This window comes from Bittarella sp. HCP28S3_D9, assembly GCF_052065655.1.
GTDB classification, from domain to species: domain Bacteria; phylum Bacillota; class Clostridia; order Oscillospirales; family Ruminococcaceae; genus Bittarella; species Bittarella massiliensis.
This window is the reverse complement of record NZ_JBQHTP010000034.1, coordinates 1-16,075: the sequence shown is the minus strand read 5'-3', so window position 1 is coordinate 16,075 and position 16,075 is coordinate 1. Positions and strand designations below refer to the sequence as shown.

At 63.3% G+C, this 16,075-nt stretch carries 16 protein-coding genes and 1 tRNA gene; 15 read left to right on the top strand and 2 right to left on the bottom strand.

What is annotated here, in order from left to right; all coding sequences use genetic code 11:
- Positions 1-450 precede the first annotated feature (450 nt).
- Entirely contained in the window at positions 451-1,182 is a 732-nt protein-coding gene (locus tag ACTNAU_RS12895; RefSeq protein ID WP_441098640.1) for an MBL fold metallo-hydrolase, read from the top strand.
- A gap of 60 nt (positions 1,183-1,242) precedes the next feature.
- Here the strand turns inward: ACTNAU_RS12895 and ACTNAU_RS12890 are convergent, their stop codons facing one another.
- Both ACTNAU_RS12890 and ACTNAU_RS12885 read right to left on the bottom strand, forming a co-directional pair.
- Positions 1,243-1,605, bottom strand: a complete 363-nt coding sequence (locus ACTNAU_RS12890) for a VOC family protein (RefSeq protein ID WP_207644000.1) — start codon at positions 1,603-1,605, stop codon at positions 1,243-1,245.
- Between the two features lie 19 nt (positions 1,606-1,624).
- Complete coding sequence (locus ACTNAU_RS12885) at positions 1,625-2,629, bottom strand: nucleoside hydrolase (protein ID WP_256136737.1); 1,005 nt, start codon at positions 2,627-2,629, stop codon at positions 1,625-1,627.
- A 173-nt stretch (positions 2,630-2,802) separates the two neighbouring features.
- On the opposite strand from ACTNAU_RS12885, the gene ACTNAU_RS12880 reads away from it, so the two are divergent.
- The 14 genes from ACTNAU_RS12880 (at position 2,803) to ACTNAU_RS12815 (ending at position 15,960) form a co-directional block, all read left to right on the top strand.
- Positions 2,803-2,879 (top strand) — tRNA-Arg (locus tag ACTNAU_RS12880).
- A gap of 1,463 nt (positions 2,880-4,342) precedes the next feature.
- The gene (locus ACTNAU_RS12875) at positions 4,343-4,768 is read left to right on the top strand and encodes a chemotaxis protein CheW (protein ID WP_441098639.1); all 426 of its coding nucleotides are present in this window, start codon (positions 4,343-4,345) and stop codon (positions 4,766-4,768) included.
- A complete protein-coding gene (locus tag ACTNAU_RS12870) occupies positions 4,768-5,052 on the top strand; it encodes a chemotaxis protein CheW (RefSeq protein ID WP_185916649.1) in 285 nt (94 codons plus the stop codon). Before ACTNAU_RS12875 ends, ACTNAU_RS12870 begins: the two co-directional genes overlap by 1 nt.
- A complete protein-coding gene (locus ACTNAU_RS12865; RefSeq protein ID WP_441098638.1) occupies positions 5,045-5,863 on the top strand; it encodes a CheR family methyltransferase in 819 nt (272 codons plus the stop codon). The genes ACTNAU_RS12870 and ACTNAU_RS12865 overlap by 8 nt, the downstream gene beginning before the upstream one ends.
- Positions 5,860-6,768 (top strand): CheB methylesterase domain-containing protein, encoded by a 909-nt coding sequence (locus ACTNAU_RS12860; RefSeq protein WP_441098637.1) that lies wholly within the window; start codon positions 5,860-5,862, stop codon positions 6,766-6,768. Before ACTNAU_RS12865 ends, ACTNAU_RS12860 begins: the two co-directional genes overlap by 4 nt.
- 18 nt (positions 6,769-6,786) lie before the next feature.
- A complete protein-coding gene (locus ACTNAU_RS12855) occupies positions 6,787-7,203 on the top strand; it encodes a response regulator (RefSeq protein WP_441098636.1) in 417 nt (138 codons plus the stop codon).
- On the top strand, positions 7,200-8,879 hold the full coding sequence (locus ACTNAU_RS12850) for a methyl-accepting chemotaxis protein (protein ID WP_185916653.1): 1,680 nt from the start codon (positions 7,200-7,202) through the stop codon (positions 8,877-8,879). The genes ACTNAU_RS12855 and ACTNAU_RS12850 overlap by 4 nt, the downstream gene beginning before the upstream one ends.
- Positions 8,876-9,265: a response regulator gene (locus ACTNAU_RS12845; protein ID WP_185916654.1), complete on the top strand. Its 390-nt coding sequence runs from the start codon at positions 8,876-8,878 to the stop codon at positions 9,263-9,265. The genes ACTNAU_RS12850 and ACTNAU_RS12845 overlap by 4 nt, the downstream gene beginning before the upstream one ends.
- Positions 9,262-9,885 (top strand): chemotaxis protein CheC, encoded by a 624-nt coding sequence (locus ACTNAU_RS12840; RefSeq protein WP_441098635.1) that lies wholly within the window; start codon positions 9,262-9,264, stop codon positions 9,883-9,885. The genes ACTNAU_RS12845 and ACTNAU_RS12840 overlap by 4 nt, the downstream gene beginning before the upstream one ends.
- Complete coding sequence (locus ACTNAU_RS12835) at positions 9,875-10,357, top strand: chemotaxis protein CheD (RefSeq protein ID WP_185916655.1); 483 nt, start codon at positions 9,875-9,877, stop codon at positions 10,355-10,357. The genes ACTNAU_RS12840 and ACTNAU_RS12835 overlap by 11 nt, the downstream gene beginning before the upstream one ends.
- Positions 10,358-10,406: 49 nt before the next feature.
- On the top strand, positions 10,407-11,342 hold the full coding sequence (locus ACTNAU_RS12830; protein ID WP_185916656.1) for a GGDEF domain-containing response regulator: 936 nt from the start codon (positions 10,407-10,409) through the stop codon (positions 11,340-11,342).
- A 29-nt stretch (positions 11,343-11,371) separates the two neighbouring features.
- Positions 11,372-13,258, top strand: a complete 1,887-nt coding sequence (locus tag ACTNAU_RS12825) for an ATP-binding protein (RefSeq protein WP_441098634.1) — start codon at positions 11,372-11,374, stop codon at positions 13,256-13,258.
- Positions 13,255-13,713, top strand: coding sequence for a chemotaxis protein CheW (locus ACTNAU_RS12820; RefSeq protein WP_441098633.1), 459 nt, complete (start codon positions 13,255-13,257; stop codon positions 13,711-13,713). Before ACTNAU_RS12825 ends, ACTNAU_RS12820 begins: the two co-directional genes overlap by 4 nt.
- Positions 13,714-14,028: 315 nt before the next feature.
- The gene (locus tag ACTNAU_RS12815) at positions 14,029-15,960 is read left to right on the top strand and encodes a sensor domain-containing diguanylate cyclase (RefSeq protein ID WP_185916659.1); all 1,932 of its coding nucleotides are present in this window, start codon (positions 14,029-14,031) and stop codon (positions 15,958-15,960) included.
- Positions 15,961-16,075: the final 115 nt, after the last annotated feature.

Below are 16,075 nucleotides of genomic sequence, written 5' to 3'. Positions count from 1 at the left end.
GGATTTTTAGGTCCGTTCAAGCTTCAGTATTGTTCAATTTTCAAGGTCCGTTCGGCATCTCGCCGTGCCTTTTATTATATCTCGCTGCCTTCTTTTTGTCAACCCCTTTTTTCTCCCCTCTCGGTTCGAAATCCAGGGCTTACTCCTCGGAAACCGCACTCCCGTGCGCTTCCCTCGCGGACAGCTTTTGTATAATACCATGACCGCCTCCTGCTGTCAATAGATTATTTCGCTTTTTTTGAAAAGAAAAATCACTTTTTTGATGAACTCCCCTTTTCCTATACTTTAGGTATTTTTTACCTGGTGGAACGCCCGGCTTGTCCCTCACTGGAATACAGTTTGTATTTTCATTGCCTTGGCTCTTATGGGGTGGTATGCTAATAGGCAAACGGGAATCCTATTATAAAAAAATGGACGGCAAGCTTTTGCCGTCAAAGGAGGCCGAGAGCCATGCAGGCGACGGTGCACTATCTCTACAACAGCGGCTTTGCCCTGGAGACCGAAAAACACCTGTTTATCTTTGACTACTACCTGGATGACCCGCCCTCAGGGGGGCTGCGCCACGGGGTCATCAATCCGCGGGAGATCGCAGCGCTGGGGAAAGAGACGGTGGTACTGGTCTCCCACGGGCACTTTGACCACTTTAACCGGGTGATTTTTGGCTGGCGGGGAGCCATTCCCGGGGTGCGCTACGTCCTTTCAAGTGACATTCCCCACCGGCCGGGGATCGCCGCGGCCATCGCCCCGGGAGAGGAGCGGGACTTTGGCGACTTCACCCTGCGGGCGCTACACTCCACCGACTTGGGGGTGGCCTTTCTCATCAAGACCGAGGGGTTGACCCTCTACCACGGCGGCGACCTGAACTGGTGGCACTGGGAGGGAGAGCCGGAAGAGGACAACCGTGAAATGGCCCTTTTATATAAGAAGGAGATCGACAGTTTGGCGGGCGAGCACATCGACCTGGCCTTTCTGCCCCTGGACCCGCGGCTGGAACAGCCGGCCTATCTCCTCGGGATGGACTACTTCCTGCGCCGTGTCGAGGTAGAGCGGGTGCTGCCCATGCACTTTGGGGACGACGGCCGGGTGTTTGACTGGCTAGAGCACGACCCCCGGGCGGCAGAGTACCGGGATCGGGTGGTCCGCATCGAGCGGCGGGGTCAGTCCTTCTCGCTGGAGCTGTAAATACACAAAAAAAGAGGGGGCGGGGATGATCCCCGCCCCCCTTCTCTCTTGGGGACAAGTCTAGTCGAGGATTTCGAGCCAGTAGCCGTCAGGGTCTTCGATGAAGTAGAGGCCCATGGCCTCGTTTTCAAAGCAGATGCAGCCCATCTCCTGGTGGAGGGCGTGGGCGGCGGCCCGGTCGGCGACCCGAAAGGCGATGTGACTTTCGTTCTCCCCCAGCTCATAGGGCTGGGGATGGTCTTTCAGGCAGGTGAGTTCCAACTGATAATCGGTTTCGCCGTCGCCGAGAAAGGCCAGGGTGAAGCTGCCGTCGGCGGCCTCTTTGCGCTTTTCCTCGCGCAGGCCGAGGGCCTTTTCATAGAAGGCGATGCTGCGCTCCAAATCGGTGACGTTCAGGTTGGTGTGCAAAAAGCGAGATTTCACAGAGATCCTCCTTCCCTATTTACAGGCGGCCCGCCGCCTCGACATGCCGGTAGAGCATCTCGAAGAACTTGGGTTTATCGGCCCGGTAGGCGACCCAGGTGTTGACCGACTCGTCGTTTTCGTTGCGGTGTTCCACCACCAGCTGGCCGTCGGCGGCGCCGCCGGCAATGTCCATGTCGCACTTCTGCCGGCGCAGGTCGGTGATGACACTGGGGTCGATGACGGCGGCCACAGCCAGGGCGTCGTGGAGGGCGTCTCCAGCCTTTTCGCCCTTTTCCGTCCAACCCAGGGTCTCCCCCACCAGGATGCGGCCCTTCATCAGCTCGCCGACAAACTTGGCGGCGGGGGTGCCCAGGGCGAGGATCTTGTCGGCATCGGCCCGGGTCATCTCTGCGCTGTGGGTGGCGTTGAGGGTGATCACCCGGCAGTTGACGCCGCTGTCGAGGACGATTTTGGCCGCCTCGGGGTCGTGGACAAAGTTCGCCTCGCCCACGGGGGTGATGTTGCCCCGGTCCACCGCGCCGCCCATGAAGACCACCTCTTCGACGTGATCCTTTAGGTCGGGGGCCATGCGAAATGCCATCCCCACGTTGGTGGGCGGGCCCACGGGGATGATGGTCACCTTCTCCTCGCTGCGGCGGAGGGTCTCGACCAGGTAGGAGCAGGCGTGCATCTGCTGCGGCTTGGAGTGGGGGGCGGGCAGGTCGAGGTGGGGCGGGTGGAGGATGACCGGTTTGCCGTCCACCTCGGCGGAGACGACGTTTTCGGGATTTTGGGCCATCCGCCCCTTGGAGAGGGAGCGGACCATGGGCGCCGAGCAGCCGGCGTAGACCGGCACGTCGGCCCCCAGCAAATCGACCACCCGCAGGGTGTTGTCGACGCAGTTTTCCAGGGGCTGGTTGCCCTGGGTGACGGTGATGCCGATGACCTCTAATCCCGGGTCGGTGAGGGCCATGAGGATGGCCAGGGCGTCGTCGGTGCCCGTGTCGACATCGAGGATAACTTTTTTGCGGTGTTCGTTCATTTGGTGATTCCCCCTTGTGCGCCCGGCGGGCGTGTTCTGGTGTGCTGCTACCAGTATACCCCCTTTGGGCGGGGGCCACAAGAAAGCAATCTGCCAAACATTTTAAAAAAAGTTTTGTATGGGCTTTGCAAAGCGAAAACTTTGTGTTATAATAACTCACGTCGCATTGATGTGCGTCCGTAGCTCAGCTGGATAGAGCGTTGGACTCCGACTCCAAAGGCCGCAGGTTCGACTCCTGTCGGGCGCACCAAAAATCCCGGTCAAAATGACCGGGATTTTTTATGTCCATTTTTATTGTACCGATGTGGGAGGGTGTGTGCGGACCCATCTCCCGCAAAAGGGGCCTGGGCCGGTTGCTCTTCCCCCTCTTGCACCCGCGACGGTACCCCTCGGGGGAGCAAAGTGCACACCCCTTCTCAAAGAACGGCAGCCCCCGAAATCGCCCCTGCCTGTAATGAGCGGGGATGCCAGTGCCATCCTCTCCCCCGCGGGGGCGACGACTGCACCCGAATGGGCGCGCCAACAGAACGGTGCATCTACAAGACCCGGGGCGGCGGCACCCCTGTAAGAGTCATGGCAGGAGAAAGTCCGCCCATTTTACCAAAACAGAGGTGACACGCCTCGACTCACCCGCGCCAAGTGTCCCCACCCACGCACAGCAACAATCCGCCGCGGAAAAACCGGCGTCCCACTCCGGAGCGTCGGCTTTTCATTGTTTGCCCCACCCCGTTCACCTTTACCGATTTTTCGGGCCGACTGTCCCGCCCCGTCCCCTCTGGCCGAGACAGCGCCGACCGCCGGCCAAAAACAGATGAAAATCATTTTCTAGGGGCAGGTGCGCCGGCATTGAGGGACAGGGACGCCACACACCCTCAAAAAGGGGACGACTCAAGGGCACAGGCGGGCTGACAGGCGCCGTCTCCCCCGTTCACCGCGGTTCAAGGCGGGGACTGCCCGGCAGCAGGAAGGGCAAAATTGGCCCCTTTTTCAACCCAGAGGGACAATCTAAGGACACAGACGAGGTCGACTGGCGGCTGTCTCCCTGTTCGCCGCAGTTCAGAGCGGGAGCTGCCCGGAGACAGAGCGGGCATAATTGGAACCTTTTTCAACCCGGAGGGGGGCCCAAGGATACAGGTGGGGTCGGCAGGCGACGTCTCCCCGTTCGCCGCAGTTCAGAGCGGGAACTGCCCGGCAGCAGGGAAGACGAAATTGGCCCCTTTTTTCAACGCTTTGGTTCCCTTCCCCCCTGCCAAACTCCCCTCCGCAAAATTCCCCACCATTTTAAAGCGCGCTTGTCCCGGCAGCTCCGCCGCCCCCCGCGTTCGCACAGGGCCGCCACACCGGCGCTCTGTTTGGGCAGCCCCCAGCCCCCCTCTACTCCCCCACGCCGACTGACCCCTCCCCCAACTGTCCCCGGCGTCGGCAGTACATATGGGTACAGCTCTCAGGAGGGATCGCCGCGCTTTTTTTGCGTTGCATGGCCCGACCGGCCGACTGCCGCTCATCTCCAAGAGGAGAGGCATTTCCCCGCCCTGTCCCTCCTCCCTGTCTTGTAGCGGGCAAACCGGTTGACGCGCTGCAAAAATATCCCATTTTGCATAAAAAACGATTAAAATGATTGCCAATATCTAGCTGTTGTGTTAAACTAAAATAAGTCTATTTTTCAGCACATTTCCACAGCTTGGCAGTGTGAAAAACCGAGGGGGTGACGGCATGGGCAAAGGCGAGATCGGCCTGTGCGTCGCCTCGGGCGAGCTGTTGTTTTTACTGCCCGCGAAGCGGCTGCTCTACATCCTTTCCAGCGACGCGCTGCAGGCCGCCGTGGATGAGGAGAACCGGGCCGTCTGGGAAGGGCAGGCGGTGCGGGTGGTCTCCCTGCGCGCGCTGCTGGGCTTGCCGCCGGGAAAAGAGCGCCACGCGCTCCTCCTAAAGGAGGCGGGCGGCGCCGTGGGGTTGTTGGTGGACGAGGTGCTGGACGCCTTCGCCGCTCTGCCCGGCGGGGCGATGGCGATGCCCCCATCCGTTTTATGGGAGGCAAATTCGTTTTTGCAAGGCGTCCTTCCCCTGCAAGGGCAAGACCGTCTGGCCTACTTGGTGGATGTAGCGCGGCTCCTGACCGCGGCGGAAGGGGGACAGTGATGCGGGTTCAAATCGGCGGGCAGTGGTACCCGCTCAAGCTGGAGGAGATTGCCTGCATCCTGCCCAACCCCCGGGTGACCCCTGTTCCAAAAGCACCCCCCGGCGTGGCTGGGCTGGTGCTCTACCAGGGGCAGGTCGTCCCCATCCGCCGGGCAGCCGGAGATCGCTCTGGGGGCGACGCCGCCTTTGCCGTTTTGTACCGGGCAGAGGGCGACGCCCTCTGCGGCGTGTTGGCAGAGGGGATCGACGAGGGGCCCGCGGCGGAGGAGGCGCGCCTTGACTAGGTTTACAGACGAGGAGTTTGCCCGGCTGGTGGTCCATGTGGAGAGCCACTACGGCATCGATCTCTCCAAAAAGCGCACCCTGGCCGAGTGCCGACTGCGCCTGGAGCTGGACCGACTGCAGATCCCCTCGCTGGGCGCATTTTTAGACCGGGTAGAGGCGGACAGGACCGGGCAGCTGGCCACCGCCATGATGAATCGCCTGACCACCAACTACACCTTTTTCCTGCGGGAGAGGAGCCACTTTGACTTTCTGACCCGGGAGATCCTGCCCCGCCTGCCCAGCGACACGAAGTCCTTTCAAATCTGGTGCGCGGGCTGTTCCACCGGGGAGGAGTGCTACACCCTGGCCATGGTCCTCTCTGCCTACCGGGACGGCGGGGGCTGGCTGCCCCCGGTGGAGATTTTGGCCACCGATCTGTCCGAGCGAGCGCTGCACCGGGCGCAGGCGGCCCGCTACCCGGCCAAGGCCATGGAGGCGCTGCCCGCCGCCTGGCGGCAGGCCTACTGCCGCGCGGACGGAGACGGCCACTTCGCCGTGCGGGAGGAGGTGCGCCGGATGGTCGCCTTTCACAAGATGAACTTGATGCGCCCCTACGCGGGGCACAGCGTGTACGACCTGGTCTTCTGTCGCAACGTGATGATCTATTTTAGCGAGCCAGCCAGGCGGCGCTTGACCGAGCGGCTGGGCAAGAGCCTGAAGCCCGGCGGGTACCTCTTCACCGGGCACACCGAACTGCTGCCCCGGGAGCAGACGGTGTTCACCTATATCGAACCGGCGATCTATCAAAAGGGCGGGGGCGCGCTGTCATGAATGTGGTTGTCGTTGCGCTAGCAGCGGAGACGCCCCAGCTGGAGCGCCTGGTTCTGGACGCCCTGGAGGGGGAGCGGGAGATCGCCCTCTGCCGGGGGGAGCCGGGCTGCCAGCCGGACGCCCTCATCCTGGCGGGCAGGTCGCCCCAGTTTTTCCTCTCCCGCCGGGACTTGGCGCCCAACCGCGTCATCTGCGTCGGCGCCGGGCCGGCGGACTGCCATCCCATCCCCCTGCCCGCAAAGCGGGACGACCGGGCGCTGGAGCGCTTTCGCAGGGGCTTGCTCGTCCACATCAAGTCGGTGTACGCGGGCGGCAGAGTGGCGAGCGCGCGGCGGCTGGTGGGGATCGGGGCGTCCACCGGCGGCCCCCAGACGCTGCGGACCATTTTACAGGACCTTCCGCAAAGCACCTGCGCCATTTTGGTGGTGCAGCACTTCACCCACGGCTTCTCCTCCCGGTTTCGCGAATACCTCGCCCCCCTGTGCGCCATGCAGGTCAAACAGGTGGAAGACGGCGAGCGGGCGGAGGACGGTGTGATCTACCTGGCGGAGGACGGCCTCCACCTGACAGCGGCCCGGCAGGGGGGCGCCTTTTATCTGCACAGCCGGCCGGGGGGAAAGGTCAACGGCTTCTGTCCCTCGGCGGACCGCCTGTTTGAGAGCCTGGCGGCCCAGGCGGGAAACAGCGCCATGGGGGTGGTCCTCACCGGCATGGGGGACGACGGGGCCCGGGGTCTCAAGCGCCTGCGGGAGGAGGGCGGCCTGGCGGTCGCCCAAGAGGAGAGGAGCTGCGCAGTCCCCAGCATGCCGCGGGAAGCCGTTCGACACGGCGGCGCGGCGGAGCAGCTCACGCCGGCAGAGATCGCCCTGCGCATTCTGCAATTTTCAGAAGGCGGTCACAGATAGGAGAGGACGATGGGAACGATGGACGCAAAGATTCTGGTGGTGGACGACGCCAAGTTCATGCGGCGGCTGCTCCGGCAGATGCTGGGCGAGGGCGGCTACAGGGACATTGAGGAGGCGGCTGACGGCGACGAGGCCCTCCTCCGATTTCGGGAGAGGCGGCCGGACCTGGTGCTGCTGGACATCACCATGCCGGGCACGCCCGGGATGGCGGTCCTCTCTCAAATGCTGGCAATCGACCCCGCCGCCAGGGTCGTCGTCTGCTCGGCAGTGGGCCAGGAAACAGTGATGGAAAGCGCCCGGCGGGCGGGGGCCTGCGGATTTGTGCGCAAGCCGTTTTCGCGGCCGGAACTGCTGCAGGCAGTCAGCGCGGCACTGGCGCGGGGCGACCGGCGTCCAGAGGCGGGAAAAACAGAAAAAGGGGAGCATAAACTATGAAGCGGGGAAGTCTCAAAAATCTGCGCGTCGGCAAAAAACTGATGTACTCCTACGGGATCATCATCGCCCTGTACATCCTCACTGTGGCGGCGGCCCTGTTCGGCATTCGCACCGTGTCCGACACCATGGACACCTTCTACACCAACTCCTTCCAGGTGACCAGCTCGGCGCTGGAGGTGCGCGCCGGCATTCAGGGGGTGGGGCGCAATATCCTCAGCATCGCCAGTGATGTGCAGATAAACAATGAGAGCGCCTATCTGGAAGACGCCCGGCAGTACGCCCAGTCGGTGGACGCCGAGCTCGCCAAACTCAAAAAGGACTTCACGGCGGACGAGGTGCTGATGGGCGAAGTTTCCAGCAAGATGGAAAAACTGACCCCCATCCGCGACAATATGCTGGATCTCCTGGCGCAGGGGAAAAAGCAGGAGGTCATAGACCTGTACGGGGCCCAGTACGAGCCCCTGGCCTCCACCGTGCGGGAGCTGCTGGTGGACGTGGGAAAGGCGGCCAAGGCAGACGCCGATGCCTTCTTGGGGCACTGCCACGACCTGAAGCAGGACATGACCGTCATGTTGGTGGTCCTCGCCCTGGCGGCGCTGGGCATCACGGTGGTGCTGTGCGCCAGGATCACCCGGGGCATCACCCGCCCGGTGCAGGAGCTGGAGAACGCCTCCCACAAGCTGTCGGAAGGGGAACTGGACGCCCAGATCCAATACGAGTCGGGGGACGAACTGGGTTCCCTGGCCGAGAGCATGCGCCACACCATCGAGACCCTTCGCCTCTACATATCTGAAATCGAGCGGGGGATGTCGGACCTGGGCAACGGCAAGCTCAGCTATCAGGCCGGGGTGGAGTTCAAGGGCGACTTCCAGGTGCTGGGCGAATCGCTGGGCCAGATCGCATCCCTTTTGAGCGGTGCCATCCTCCAAATCAGCAACAGCGCCGAGCAGGTGGCAGGGGGCGCCGAACAGGTGGCCGGCGGCGCACAGGCCCTTTCCCAGGGGGCGGTGGAACAGGCCAGTTCCATTGAAGAGCTGGCGGCCAACGTCAACGAGATCTCCGACAGCGTGCGCGGCAACGCCGACGACGCCGTGAGCGCCAGCGAGCTGGCCGACGGCGTGGGGAGCATGGCGCTGGACAGCGACGCCCAGATGACCCAGATGAACGAGATCATTCAGAAGATCAAGCAAAACTCCTACCAGATCACCGAGATCGTGAAGGAGATCGAAGACATCGCCTTTCAGACCAACATCCTGGCCCTGAACGCGGCGGTGGAGGCCGCCCGGGCAGGCGACGCCGGGCGGGGGTTCGCCGTGGTGGCCAACGAGGTGCGCCACCTGGCCTCCAAGACCACAGAGGCCTCCAAGATGACCGCGGAACTGGCCCTGCAGACCACCCGGACGGTGGACGAGGGGAGCCAGGCGGCAGACAGGACGACCGAATCCCTGAAAAAGGTCGTGGACGGGGTACAGCGGGTCTCCGCCATGATGGACCGCATCTCAGACGCATCGATTCGCCAGGCGGACTCCATCATTCAGGTGCGCCAGAGCATCGACCTCATCTCGGAGATCGTACAGGGCAACTCAGCCACCAGCGAGGAGAGCGCCGCCGCCAGCGAAGAGCTCTCCGCCCAGGCGCAGCTGCTCAAAAAGTTGGTGGAGGAGTTTGAACTATGAGCGAGCGCAAGGTCATGATCGTAGACGACGCCCTGTTTATGCGCACCATGCTGCGCAAGGCACTGGCCGGGGCGGAGAATTTGGAGGTGCTGGAGGCGGCCGACGGGCCCGCCGCCGTTCAGCTGTACCGGGAACAGCACCCCATGTTGGTGCTGCTGGACATTTCCATGCCCGGCATGAACGGCATTGAGGTGCTCAAGGCCATCCGCGCCTTTGACGCGGACGCCTGCGTGGTGATGTGCTCTGCTATCGGGCAGGAGAGCATGATTTTGGAGGCGGTGAACAGCGGCGCGGCGGACTTCATCGTCAAGCCCTTCAAAACCGAGCAGATCCTGGCGGCGGTGGAGCTGGCCAGCGCCCGGCAGGACGGGGGTGGTGCGCAGTGAGACGCTACTCCGACATGAGTGAGGACACCCGCGACGTGCTGGCCGAGGTGGGCAACATCGGCACCGGCAACGCCGTCTCCGCCCTGGCGGGGATGATCGGCCAGCAAATCGACATGGAGCTGCCCACCATCCGCCTCCTCCCCTATCAGGAGGTGCCCGCCCTGCTGGGCGGAGCCGAGGACTTTCAGGTGGGGGTGCTGTTGGAGACCACTGGCGACATCAACGGCATGTTCATGTTTCTCTTGAGCGAACCCTTCACCCGGCAGCTGCTGGGCGCCCTGGTGGGCGAGGCCCCCGAGAGCGCTGCCGAGTTAGACGAGATGGGCACTTCCGCCATCTGCGAGGTGGGCAACATCATGTGTTGTTCCTACATCAATGCCCTGGCCCGGATGATGGACGTGAAGGTCCACGTGTCTGTGCCCTCTGTCTGCAGCGACATGGTGGGGGCGCTGTTGAGCGTGCCCATGATCCGCTTTGCCAACTTGAGCGACGAGATGCTGTTCATCGAAAACCAGTACCACCTGGGAGAGCTGTCGGTGGTCAGCCACATCCTCTTTCTCCCAGAGGTGGACTCCATTGAAAAGATCCTGACGGCGCTCGACCTCCCCTATGAAACCTGACAGACAGGTGGTGGGCATCGCCGAGGGCAGGGTGACCCGGGGAGACGGCGAGCTGGCCACCTACGCCCTGGGCTCCTGCATCGGGGTCTGCCTGTATGACCGCCCGCGCCACATCGCCGGTCTCGTCCACATCCTGCTGCCCAGCCGCGCCCTGGCGGTGGAGCGCACAAACCCTTACAAGTTTGCCGACAGCGGGATCGAGGAGCTCATTCGAGCCATGGAGCGGCTGGGGGCGGTGCGCGCGGCGATCACGGCCAAGCTGGTGGGCGGGGCGCAGATGTTCCAGGTGGACAGCGGGCAGCGCGGCGTGGGCGAGCGCAACATCGACGCCGCCCGCCAGGCCCTGCAGGAACAGGGCATCCCCATTTTGGGGCAGGACGTGGGGAAGACCCACGGCAGAAGCATCTGTTTTTCCGCCCGAACCGGGATGGTGCACATAAAGACCGTGCGAATGGGCGAGCACGTCCTCTGACCCCCGAGAGCGGAGGGTGAGTGCGAGTTGAGAAAGCGAGTTTGGTGCTATGAAAATGAGAAAACAGCGCACCGTCCTGGCGGTGGACGACAGCCTTATGGTCTGCGAGCAGATCAAGACCGCGCTGAAAAATGAGGACCTGGAGCTTCACGTGGCACACAGCGGGCAGGAGGCCCTGGACCGCATGGAAGAGTGCTGCCCAGACTTGATCTTGCTGGACATCATCCTGCCCGACATGGAGGGGTACGAGCTCTTTGGAAAGATCAAGGAGCGCGACCGCAACAGCGCCGCCATCGTCTTCATCACCTCCAAAGACGGCGAACAGGACGTGATCCGCGGCTTTTCCATGGGGGCCAGCGACTACATCAAAAAGCCCTTTCGCATGGAGGAGATGAAATCCCGCGTCCTCGCCCACCTGGACACCAAGTGCCAGCGGGACGAACTCGCCCTTCTCAACGAAGAGCTGCGGGCCAACATGGAAAAGCTCAACACCATGGTCTACCGGGACGAGCTGACCGGCCTCTACAACCGGCACTACCTGTCGGAGAAGGTGGCGCAGGACCTGGCGGAGTCCGACCGGCAGGACGCCCTGATCATGGTGGATGTGGACAACTTCAAGCGCATCAACGACTCCTACGGCCACGACGCGGGGGACACGGTGCTCGTCTGCCTCTCCAGCATCATGGAGGGGCTGTGCCGCCGCCACAAGGTGGCCCGCTGGGGCGGGGAGGAATTTCTCATCGTCCTGCTGGGCGCCGGCAAGGAGGAAGCCCTGGAACTGGCCGAGCAGATTCGCAGCGAGATCGCGGACTTCCCCATCGTCTACAACGACGTGACCTTCTTCTGCACCGTGACCATGGGGCTCTGCGCCTACCGCAGGGACTTGAGCTTCAAGCAGAACGTGGAGTGCGCCGACCACGCCCTCTACTGCGGCAAGAAGAGCGGGAAAAACTGCACTGTCTGGAACAGCGACTGTGAAGGGTAGGGATGGGCATGTCTTTTTTTGACGGCGAAATGAAGCCTATGTTGGACGTGTTCCTGCTGGAGACCAGCCAGCTTTTGGAGCAGCTGGACGCCATCTTGCTGGAGGCCGAGAAGCGGGGGAGCCTGACGGGCGAGGAGATCAACGGCATCTTCCGGGTGATGCACACCACCAAGAGCTCCTCCGCCATGATGGGGCTGCAGGACCTGTCGGAGTTGGCCCACAAGTTGGAGGATTTGTTCGACCTCTTCCGGGGGGACGCGGGAAAGCTGCAGGGGGTGGAAGAGGAGACCTTCGACCTGGTCTTTGCAGTGTCGGACTTTGTGCGCGACGAGCTCAAGGCCATGCAGAGCGAGTCGTATCGGCCCAGCAAGGCGACCGAGCTGCTCATTCGCATCGCGGTCCTCCACCAAAAACTCAACAGCGGCAGCCAGACGATCGTCCGCCTGCGCTTTGAAAAGGACTGCAAGATGGAGAACATCCGGGCCTTCATGGCGGCCCGACAGGTGCGCCCCCTGTGCAGCGAAATCCACCTCTACCCCGAAAACGTGGAGAAAGACCCCGGCACGGCCGAGTACATCCGCCAAGAGGGGTTTTACATCCGCTTTCTGGCGGAAAATCGAGAACAGGTGATGGAGCGGCTGCGCAACGCCCTGTTTGTGGAAGAGTGCCAGGTGGTGGACGAGATCCCGCCGCGGGAGCAGGCCGCCGCGCCGGGGGCAACCGCGCCGGCAGAGCCGGGCAGCCAGTTCATCCGCGTTCGGGTGGACCGGCTGGACGAGCTGCAAAACCTGATGGGGGAGCTGCTCGTCGCCTCCGCTGGGGTCGGGGTCGGGGGCGGTGGGGAGTCCCCCCTGCCCGAAGGCGCCCGCCACCAGCTGGAGCGGCTGCTGGACGAGCTGGAGGACATCGTCATCTCCATTCGCATGGTGCCCTTCAGCGGCCTTTTGCCCAAGCTCAACCGCATTGTGCGGGACATCTGCACCAAAGAGAAAAAAGAGGTCTCCTTCGTCGTCGACGGCCAGGATGTCGAGGTGGACAAAAACATCGTGGACGGCATCTTCGAGCCCATGATGCACCTGCTGCGCAACGCCATCGACCACGGCATCGAACCGCCTGAAGAGCGGGAGGCCCTGGGCAAAAAGAGGGCCGGACAGGTGGAGGTCCGCTTTGCCTGCATGGGGGGCGAGGTGGTCTGCACCGTCAGCGACGACGGACGGGGCATCGACATGGAGCAGCTGCGGCGGCGCGCCCGCCAAAAGGGGCTGTTGCGGCGGGCGGAGGAGAGCTACACCGAGGAGGAGCTGCTGGAACTCTGCTTTCTCCCCGGCTTTTCCACCCGGGAGACCGCCTCTGAGTACTCCGGCCGCGGCGTGGGGCTGGACGTGGTGCGCAACATGATCGAGCGCTTTGGCGGACACCTGCGCATGGAGAGCAAAAAGGGGGAGGGCACCAAGGTCACCATGCACCTGCCGCTGAGCCTGACCCTCATCGACGCGGTGCTGTTTCAGGTGGGAAAGCAGTCCTTTGCCCTGCCGGCCTATCAGGTGGACCGCTTCTTCTCCTTTTCAGAAGAGAGCCCCTTCTACCGGGAGCAAAACGGCCGAAAACTCTGGCTCTATGAGGACCGCTGCCGGCAAATCATCCCCCTTTGTGACCTGTACGCCCTGGCGCGTCCGGCAGACAGCCCGCAACAGCTTCTCAGCATCCACGGGGCCAGCCGCTCGGCCTGCCTGTTGGTGGACCAGATCGGCGGCCAGCGCAGCGTGGTGGCCAAGCCCCTGCCCAAGTTGTTCGGCCCCCACTTCAAGCAGCGCACCGGCATGACCGGCAGCTGCATCCTGGGCGACGGCAGCATCTGCGCCCTTCTGGACGCGGAGCACCTAATCAAAGCGGCGCTGGAGGGATACAACACATGATGCAAGCAAACGAGCGGCCATCTGACAAGGTGTTCTGCCTGCCCTTGGGCAGGTTTTATTACGGCATTGCACTGGAGTGCGTGGCAGAGACGGTGCAGGGGGTGCAGATCACCCCCTTTCCCTGCCTGCCCGACTACTACTGCGGCGTTTGCAGCCACAAGGGCACCGTCACGCCGGTCATCAGCCTGCGGAGGTTGGCGGGGCAGGAGGGCTGTGGGTCGGAGGAGGGCGGGCGCGCGGTCACCGTCTTCCTTCGCCACGGGGACTATCTCTGCGGCATCCTCACCGAGGAGAAGCCGGTGCTCTTGGACCTCTCCGCCGCCCGGGCCGTGGAGGAGGACTGCGGCGAGCTCTCCGACCGGCTGTTGATTCGCGAGGTCTGCGCGACAGAGGAGGGGGGCATCCTCCTCGTGGACGTACCGGCGACCCTTGAGGGGCTGGCCGCAGGCCAATGACGTGCAGGCGGGCGTTGTCCCTCACGCGCGGGTGAAACCGGCGGGCGCACCCTGCTTGAGCAAAAAAAGCGGCTTGGTCGACAAGCCGCTTTTTTGATTTGCCATCTTCGGGGGGCCCTCCCCCCTCTCCCCGCGCTGGCCCACGGGCCATTTTTCTGCCGCCGGGGAGGGGGTCGCCTCCCCCTGGTCGGGTCCGGACACCCGCATCTGGCTGTCGTTTTGTCGGTTTTTTCTTCAAGCCACTGCTTTTTCATCCGCCGCCGCCCCTATTTTGATGTATAATGGGGAAAAGCGGGAAGAGAGGAGGCGGGGTCGATGAAGCGGGAGACGTCAAACCGCGCGCTGCTGAAGACCAATCTCTTTGTCTGTGCCATCATCATTTTGGGCTTTTTGGCCACTTCGATCGTGAGCTACCGATCCAATCTGGGGGTATTTGAAGGGGACACCGAAAAGGTGACCGCCCTGACTTCCGAGGGGATCTACCGCCAGATCGAGTCGATTTTCATGAAGCCCATGGGGGTGTCGCTGACCATGGCCAACGACACCCTGCTGCAGGATCTTTTGACCCAGGAAAGCGCGCGCCGGAACGACGCCGAGTTCATCGCCACCCTGACCGCCTATCTCAACAGCTATCGGGAGAAGTACGGCTACGACTCGGTCTTTCTGGTCTCGACGCGCACCGGCCGCTACTACCACTTTGACGGGATCGACCGCATCCTCTCCCCCGGCAACGAAGAGGACGCCTGGTACTACGACTTTTTGCGCGCCGGCGAGCCCTGCTCCCTCAACGTGGACAACGACCAGGCGGCGGGGGACGCCATCACCGTCTTCATCAACTGCCTGATCACCGACAGCGGCGGCGCCCCTTTGGGGGTGGTGGGGGTGGGATTTGACATCTCCACCCTGCAGTCGTTGTTGGGCGAATATGAGGAGCGCTTCTCCCTGCGCGCCTGTCTGGTGGACAGGGACGGCGTCATCCAGGTGGCCACCGATCACACCGGCTACGAGCACACCGACCTGTTTTCGGTGCGCCCCTACTCCGACTTGCGGGAGAGCCTGCTCACCGACCGGGAGAACGCCAACGCCTTCTGGTACGACGGGGAGGAGGGCCGGCTCTATGTGGGCAGCCACTACATCCCCAGCCTCTCCTGGTACCTGCTGGTGGAAAACGACACCTCGGTCCAGACCCGGCAGCTGCAGGGCAAGATGGTGGAGGGGGCGCTGATCGCCCTGTTGGTGGTGGCGGCGGTGACCCTGGCCATCACCTATATCATCCACACCTACAACCGGCGGATCGTGGAGCTGACCCGCTCCACCGAACAGGCGCGGCGCTCCATCTTTCAAGAGGCCACCGAGCAGCTGTTTGAAAACATCTACGAGCTGGACATCACCCACAACCGGGCGGCCAACCTGGAGACCCGGCAGTACTTTGAAAGCCTGGGCGTCCCCCCCGGCACCCCCTACAACGAGGCGCTGAAAATCGTGGCGGAAAAGCAGATACGGGAGGACTTTCGCCAGGGGTACATCGACACCTTTGCCCCCGAACACGTGATCGACACCTATCGCCGGGGGGAGGAGAGCTTGCAGTACGACTTTATGATCTCCACCGACGGGTCGCACTACTACTGGATGCGGATCGTGGCCCAGATCGTCCTCTGGAAAGAGGACCAGTCCATCCACATGTTCACCTACCGGCAAAACATCGACACCATGAAGCGGCAGGAAAAGCAGGTGCTCGACCAGATCCAGCGAGACCCGATGACAGGGCTGCTCAACAAGACCGCCACCCAGGCGAAAATCCAACATCTGCTGGAGGGCGGTGGACGGCAGCCGCGCGCCTTCTTCATTGTGGACATCGACAACTTCAAGCAGGTCAACGACCGCTTTGGCCACGCCGTGGGGGACCGGGTGATCCTCCACTTCGCCCAGAGCCTGAAGGGCGCCTTCCGAGAGGGGGATGTGGTGGGGCGGATCGGCGGGGATGAGTTCGCCGTCTTCCTCGCCCTGCCCGACCGGGCGGCCGCAGAGCAGAAGGCCCGCGAGATCCTGGCGATCCTCAATCAGCCCCTGGCCCTGGACGAGGGGGCCTGCCCCCTCTCGGCCAGCATCGGCATCGCCCTGGCCCCGGCGGACGGGCGGGACTTCGGCAGCCTTTACCGGCACGCCGACACGGCCCTCTACGCCGTCAAGCAGAGCAGCAAGGGCGGCTTTGCCCTGTACGGCGACGGGGAGGGGCCGAAGCGATAGCCCCGACGGCCGGTCCTGCCGGCGCAGCGGAGGCCCCGGACCGCGACGGTTCAGGCGGCGGGACTTCCGCCCCCTCACCCCCTGTCGACAGACGAGCGCCGCGCCCCCTTAGTGG

Bases quoted from the DNA above. Each gene is read 5' to 3' on its own strand.
- ACTNAU_RS12830 (WP_185916656.1), top strand. From the start codon at position 10,407: ATGAAAATGAGAAAACAGCGCACCGTCCTGGCGGTGGACGACAGCCTT.
- ACTNAU_RS12855 (WP_441098636.1), top strand. From the start codon at position 6,787: ATGGACGCAAAGATTCTGGTGGTGGACGACGCCAAGTTCATGCGGCGG.
- ACTNAU_RS12820 (WP_441098633.1), top strand. From the start codon at position 13,255: ATGATGCAAGCAAACGAGCGGCCATCTGACAAGGTGTTCTGCCTGCCC.
- ACTNAU_RS12885 (WP_256136737.1), bottom strand. From the start codon at position 2,629: ATGAACGAACACCGCAAAAAAGTTATCCTCGATGTCGACACGGGCACC.
- ACTNAU_RS12895 (WP_441098640.1), top strand. From the start codon at position 451: ATGCAGGCGACGGTGCACTATCTCTACAACAGCGGCTTTGCCCTGGAG.
- ACTNAU_RS12870 (WP_185916649.1), top strand. From the start codon at position 4,768: ATGCGGGTTCAAATCGGCGGGCAGTGGTACCCGCTCAAGCTGGAGGAG.
- ACTNAU_RS12875 (WP_441098639.1), top strand. From the start codon at position 4,343: ATGGGCAAAGGCGAGATCGGCCTGTGCGTCGCCTCGGGCGAGCTGTTG.
- ACTNAU_RS12815 (WP_185916659.1), top strand. From the start codon at position 14,029: ATGAAGCGGGAGACGTCAAACCGCGCGCTGCTGAAGACCAATCTCTTT.
- ACTNAU_RS12845 (WP_185916654.1), top strand. From the start codon at position 8,876: ATGAGCGAGCGCAAGGTCATGATCGTAGACGACGCCCTGTTTATGCGC.
- ACTNAU_RS12835 (WP_185916655.1), top strand. From the start codon at position 9,875: ATGAAACCTGACAGACAGGTGGTGGGCATCGCCGAGGGCAGGGTGACC.
- ACTNAU_RS12850 (WP_185916653.1), top strand. From the start codon at position 7,200: ATGAAGCGGGGAAGTCTCAAAAATCTGCGCGTCGGCAAAAAACTGATG.
- ACTNAU_RS12860 (WP_441098637.1), top strand. From the start codon at position 5,860: ATGAATGTGGTTGTCGTTGCGCTAGCAGCGGAGACGCCCCAGCTGGAG.
- ACTNAU_RS12825 (WP_441098634.1), top strand. From the start codon at position 11,372: ATGAAGCCTATGTTGGACGTGTTCCTGCTGGAGACCAGCCAGCTTTTG.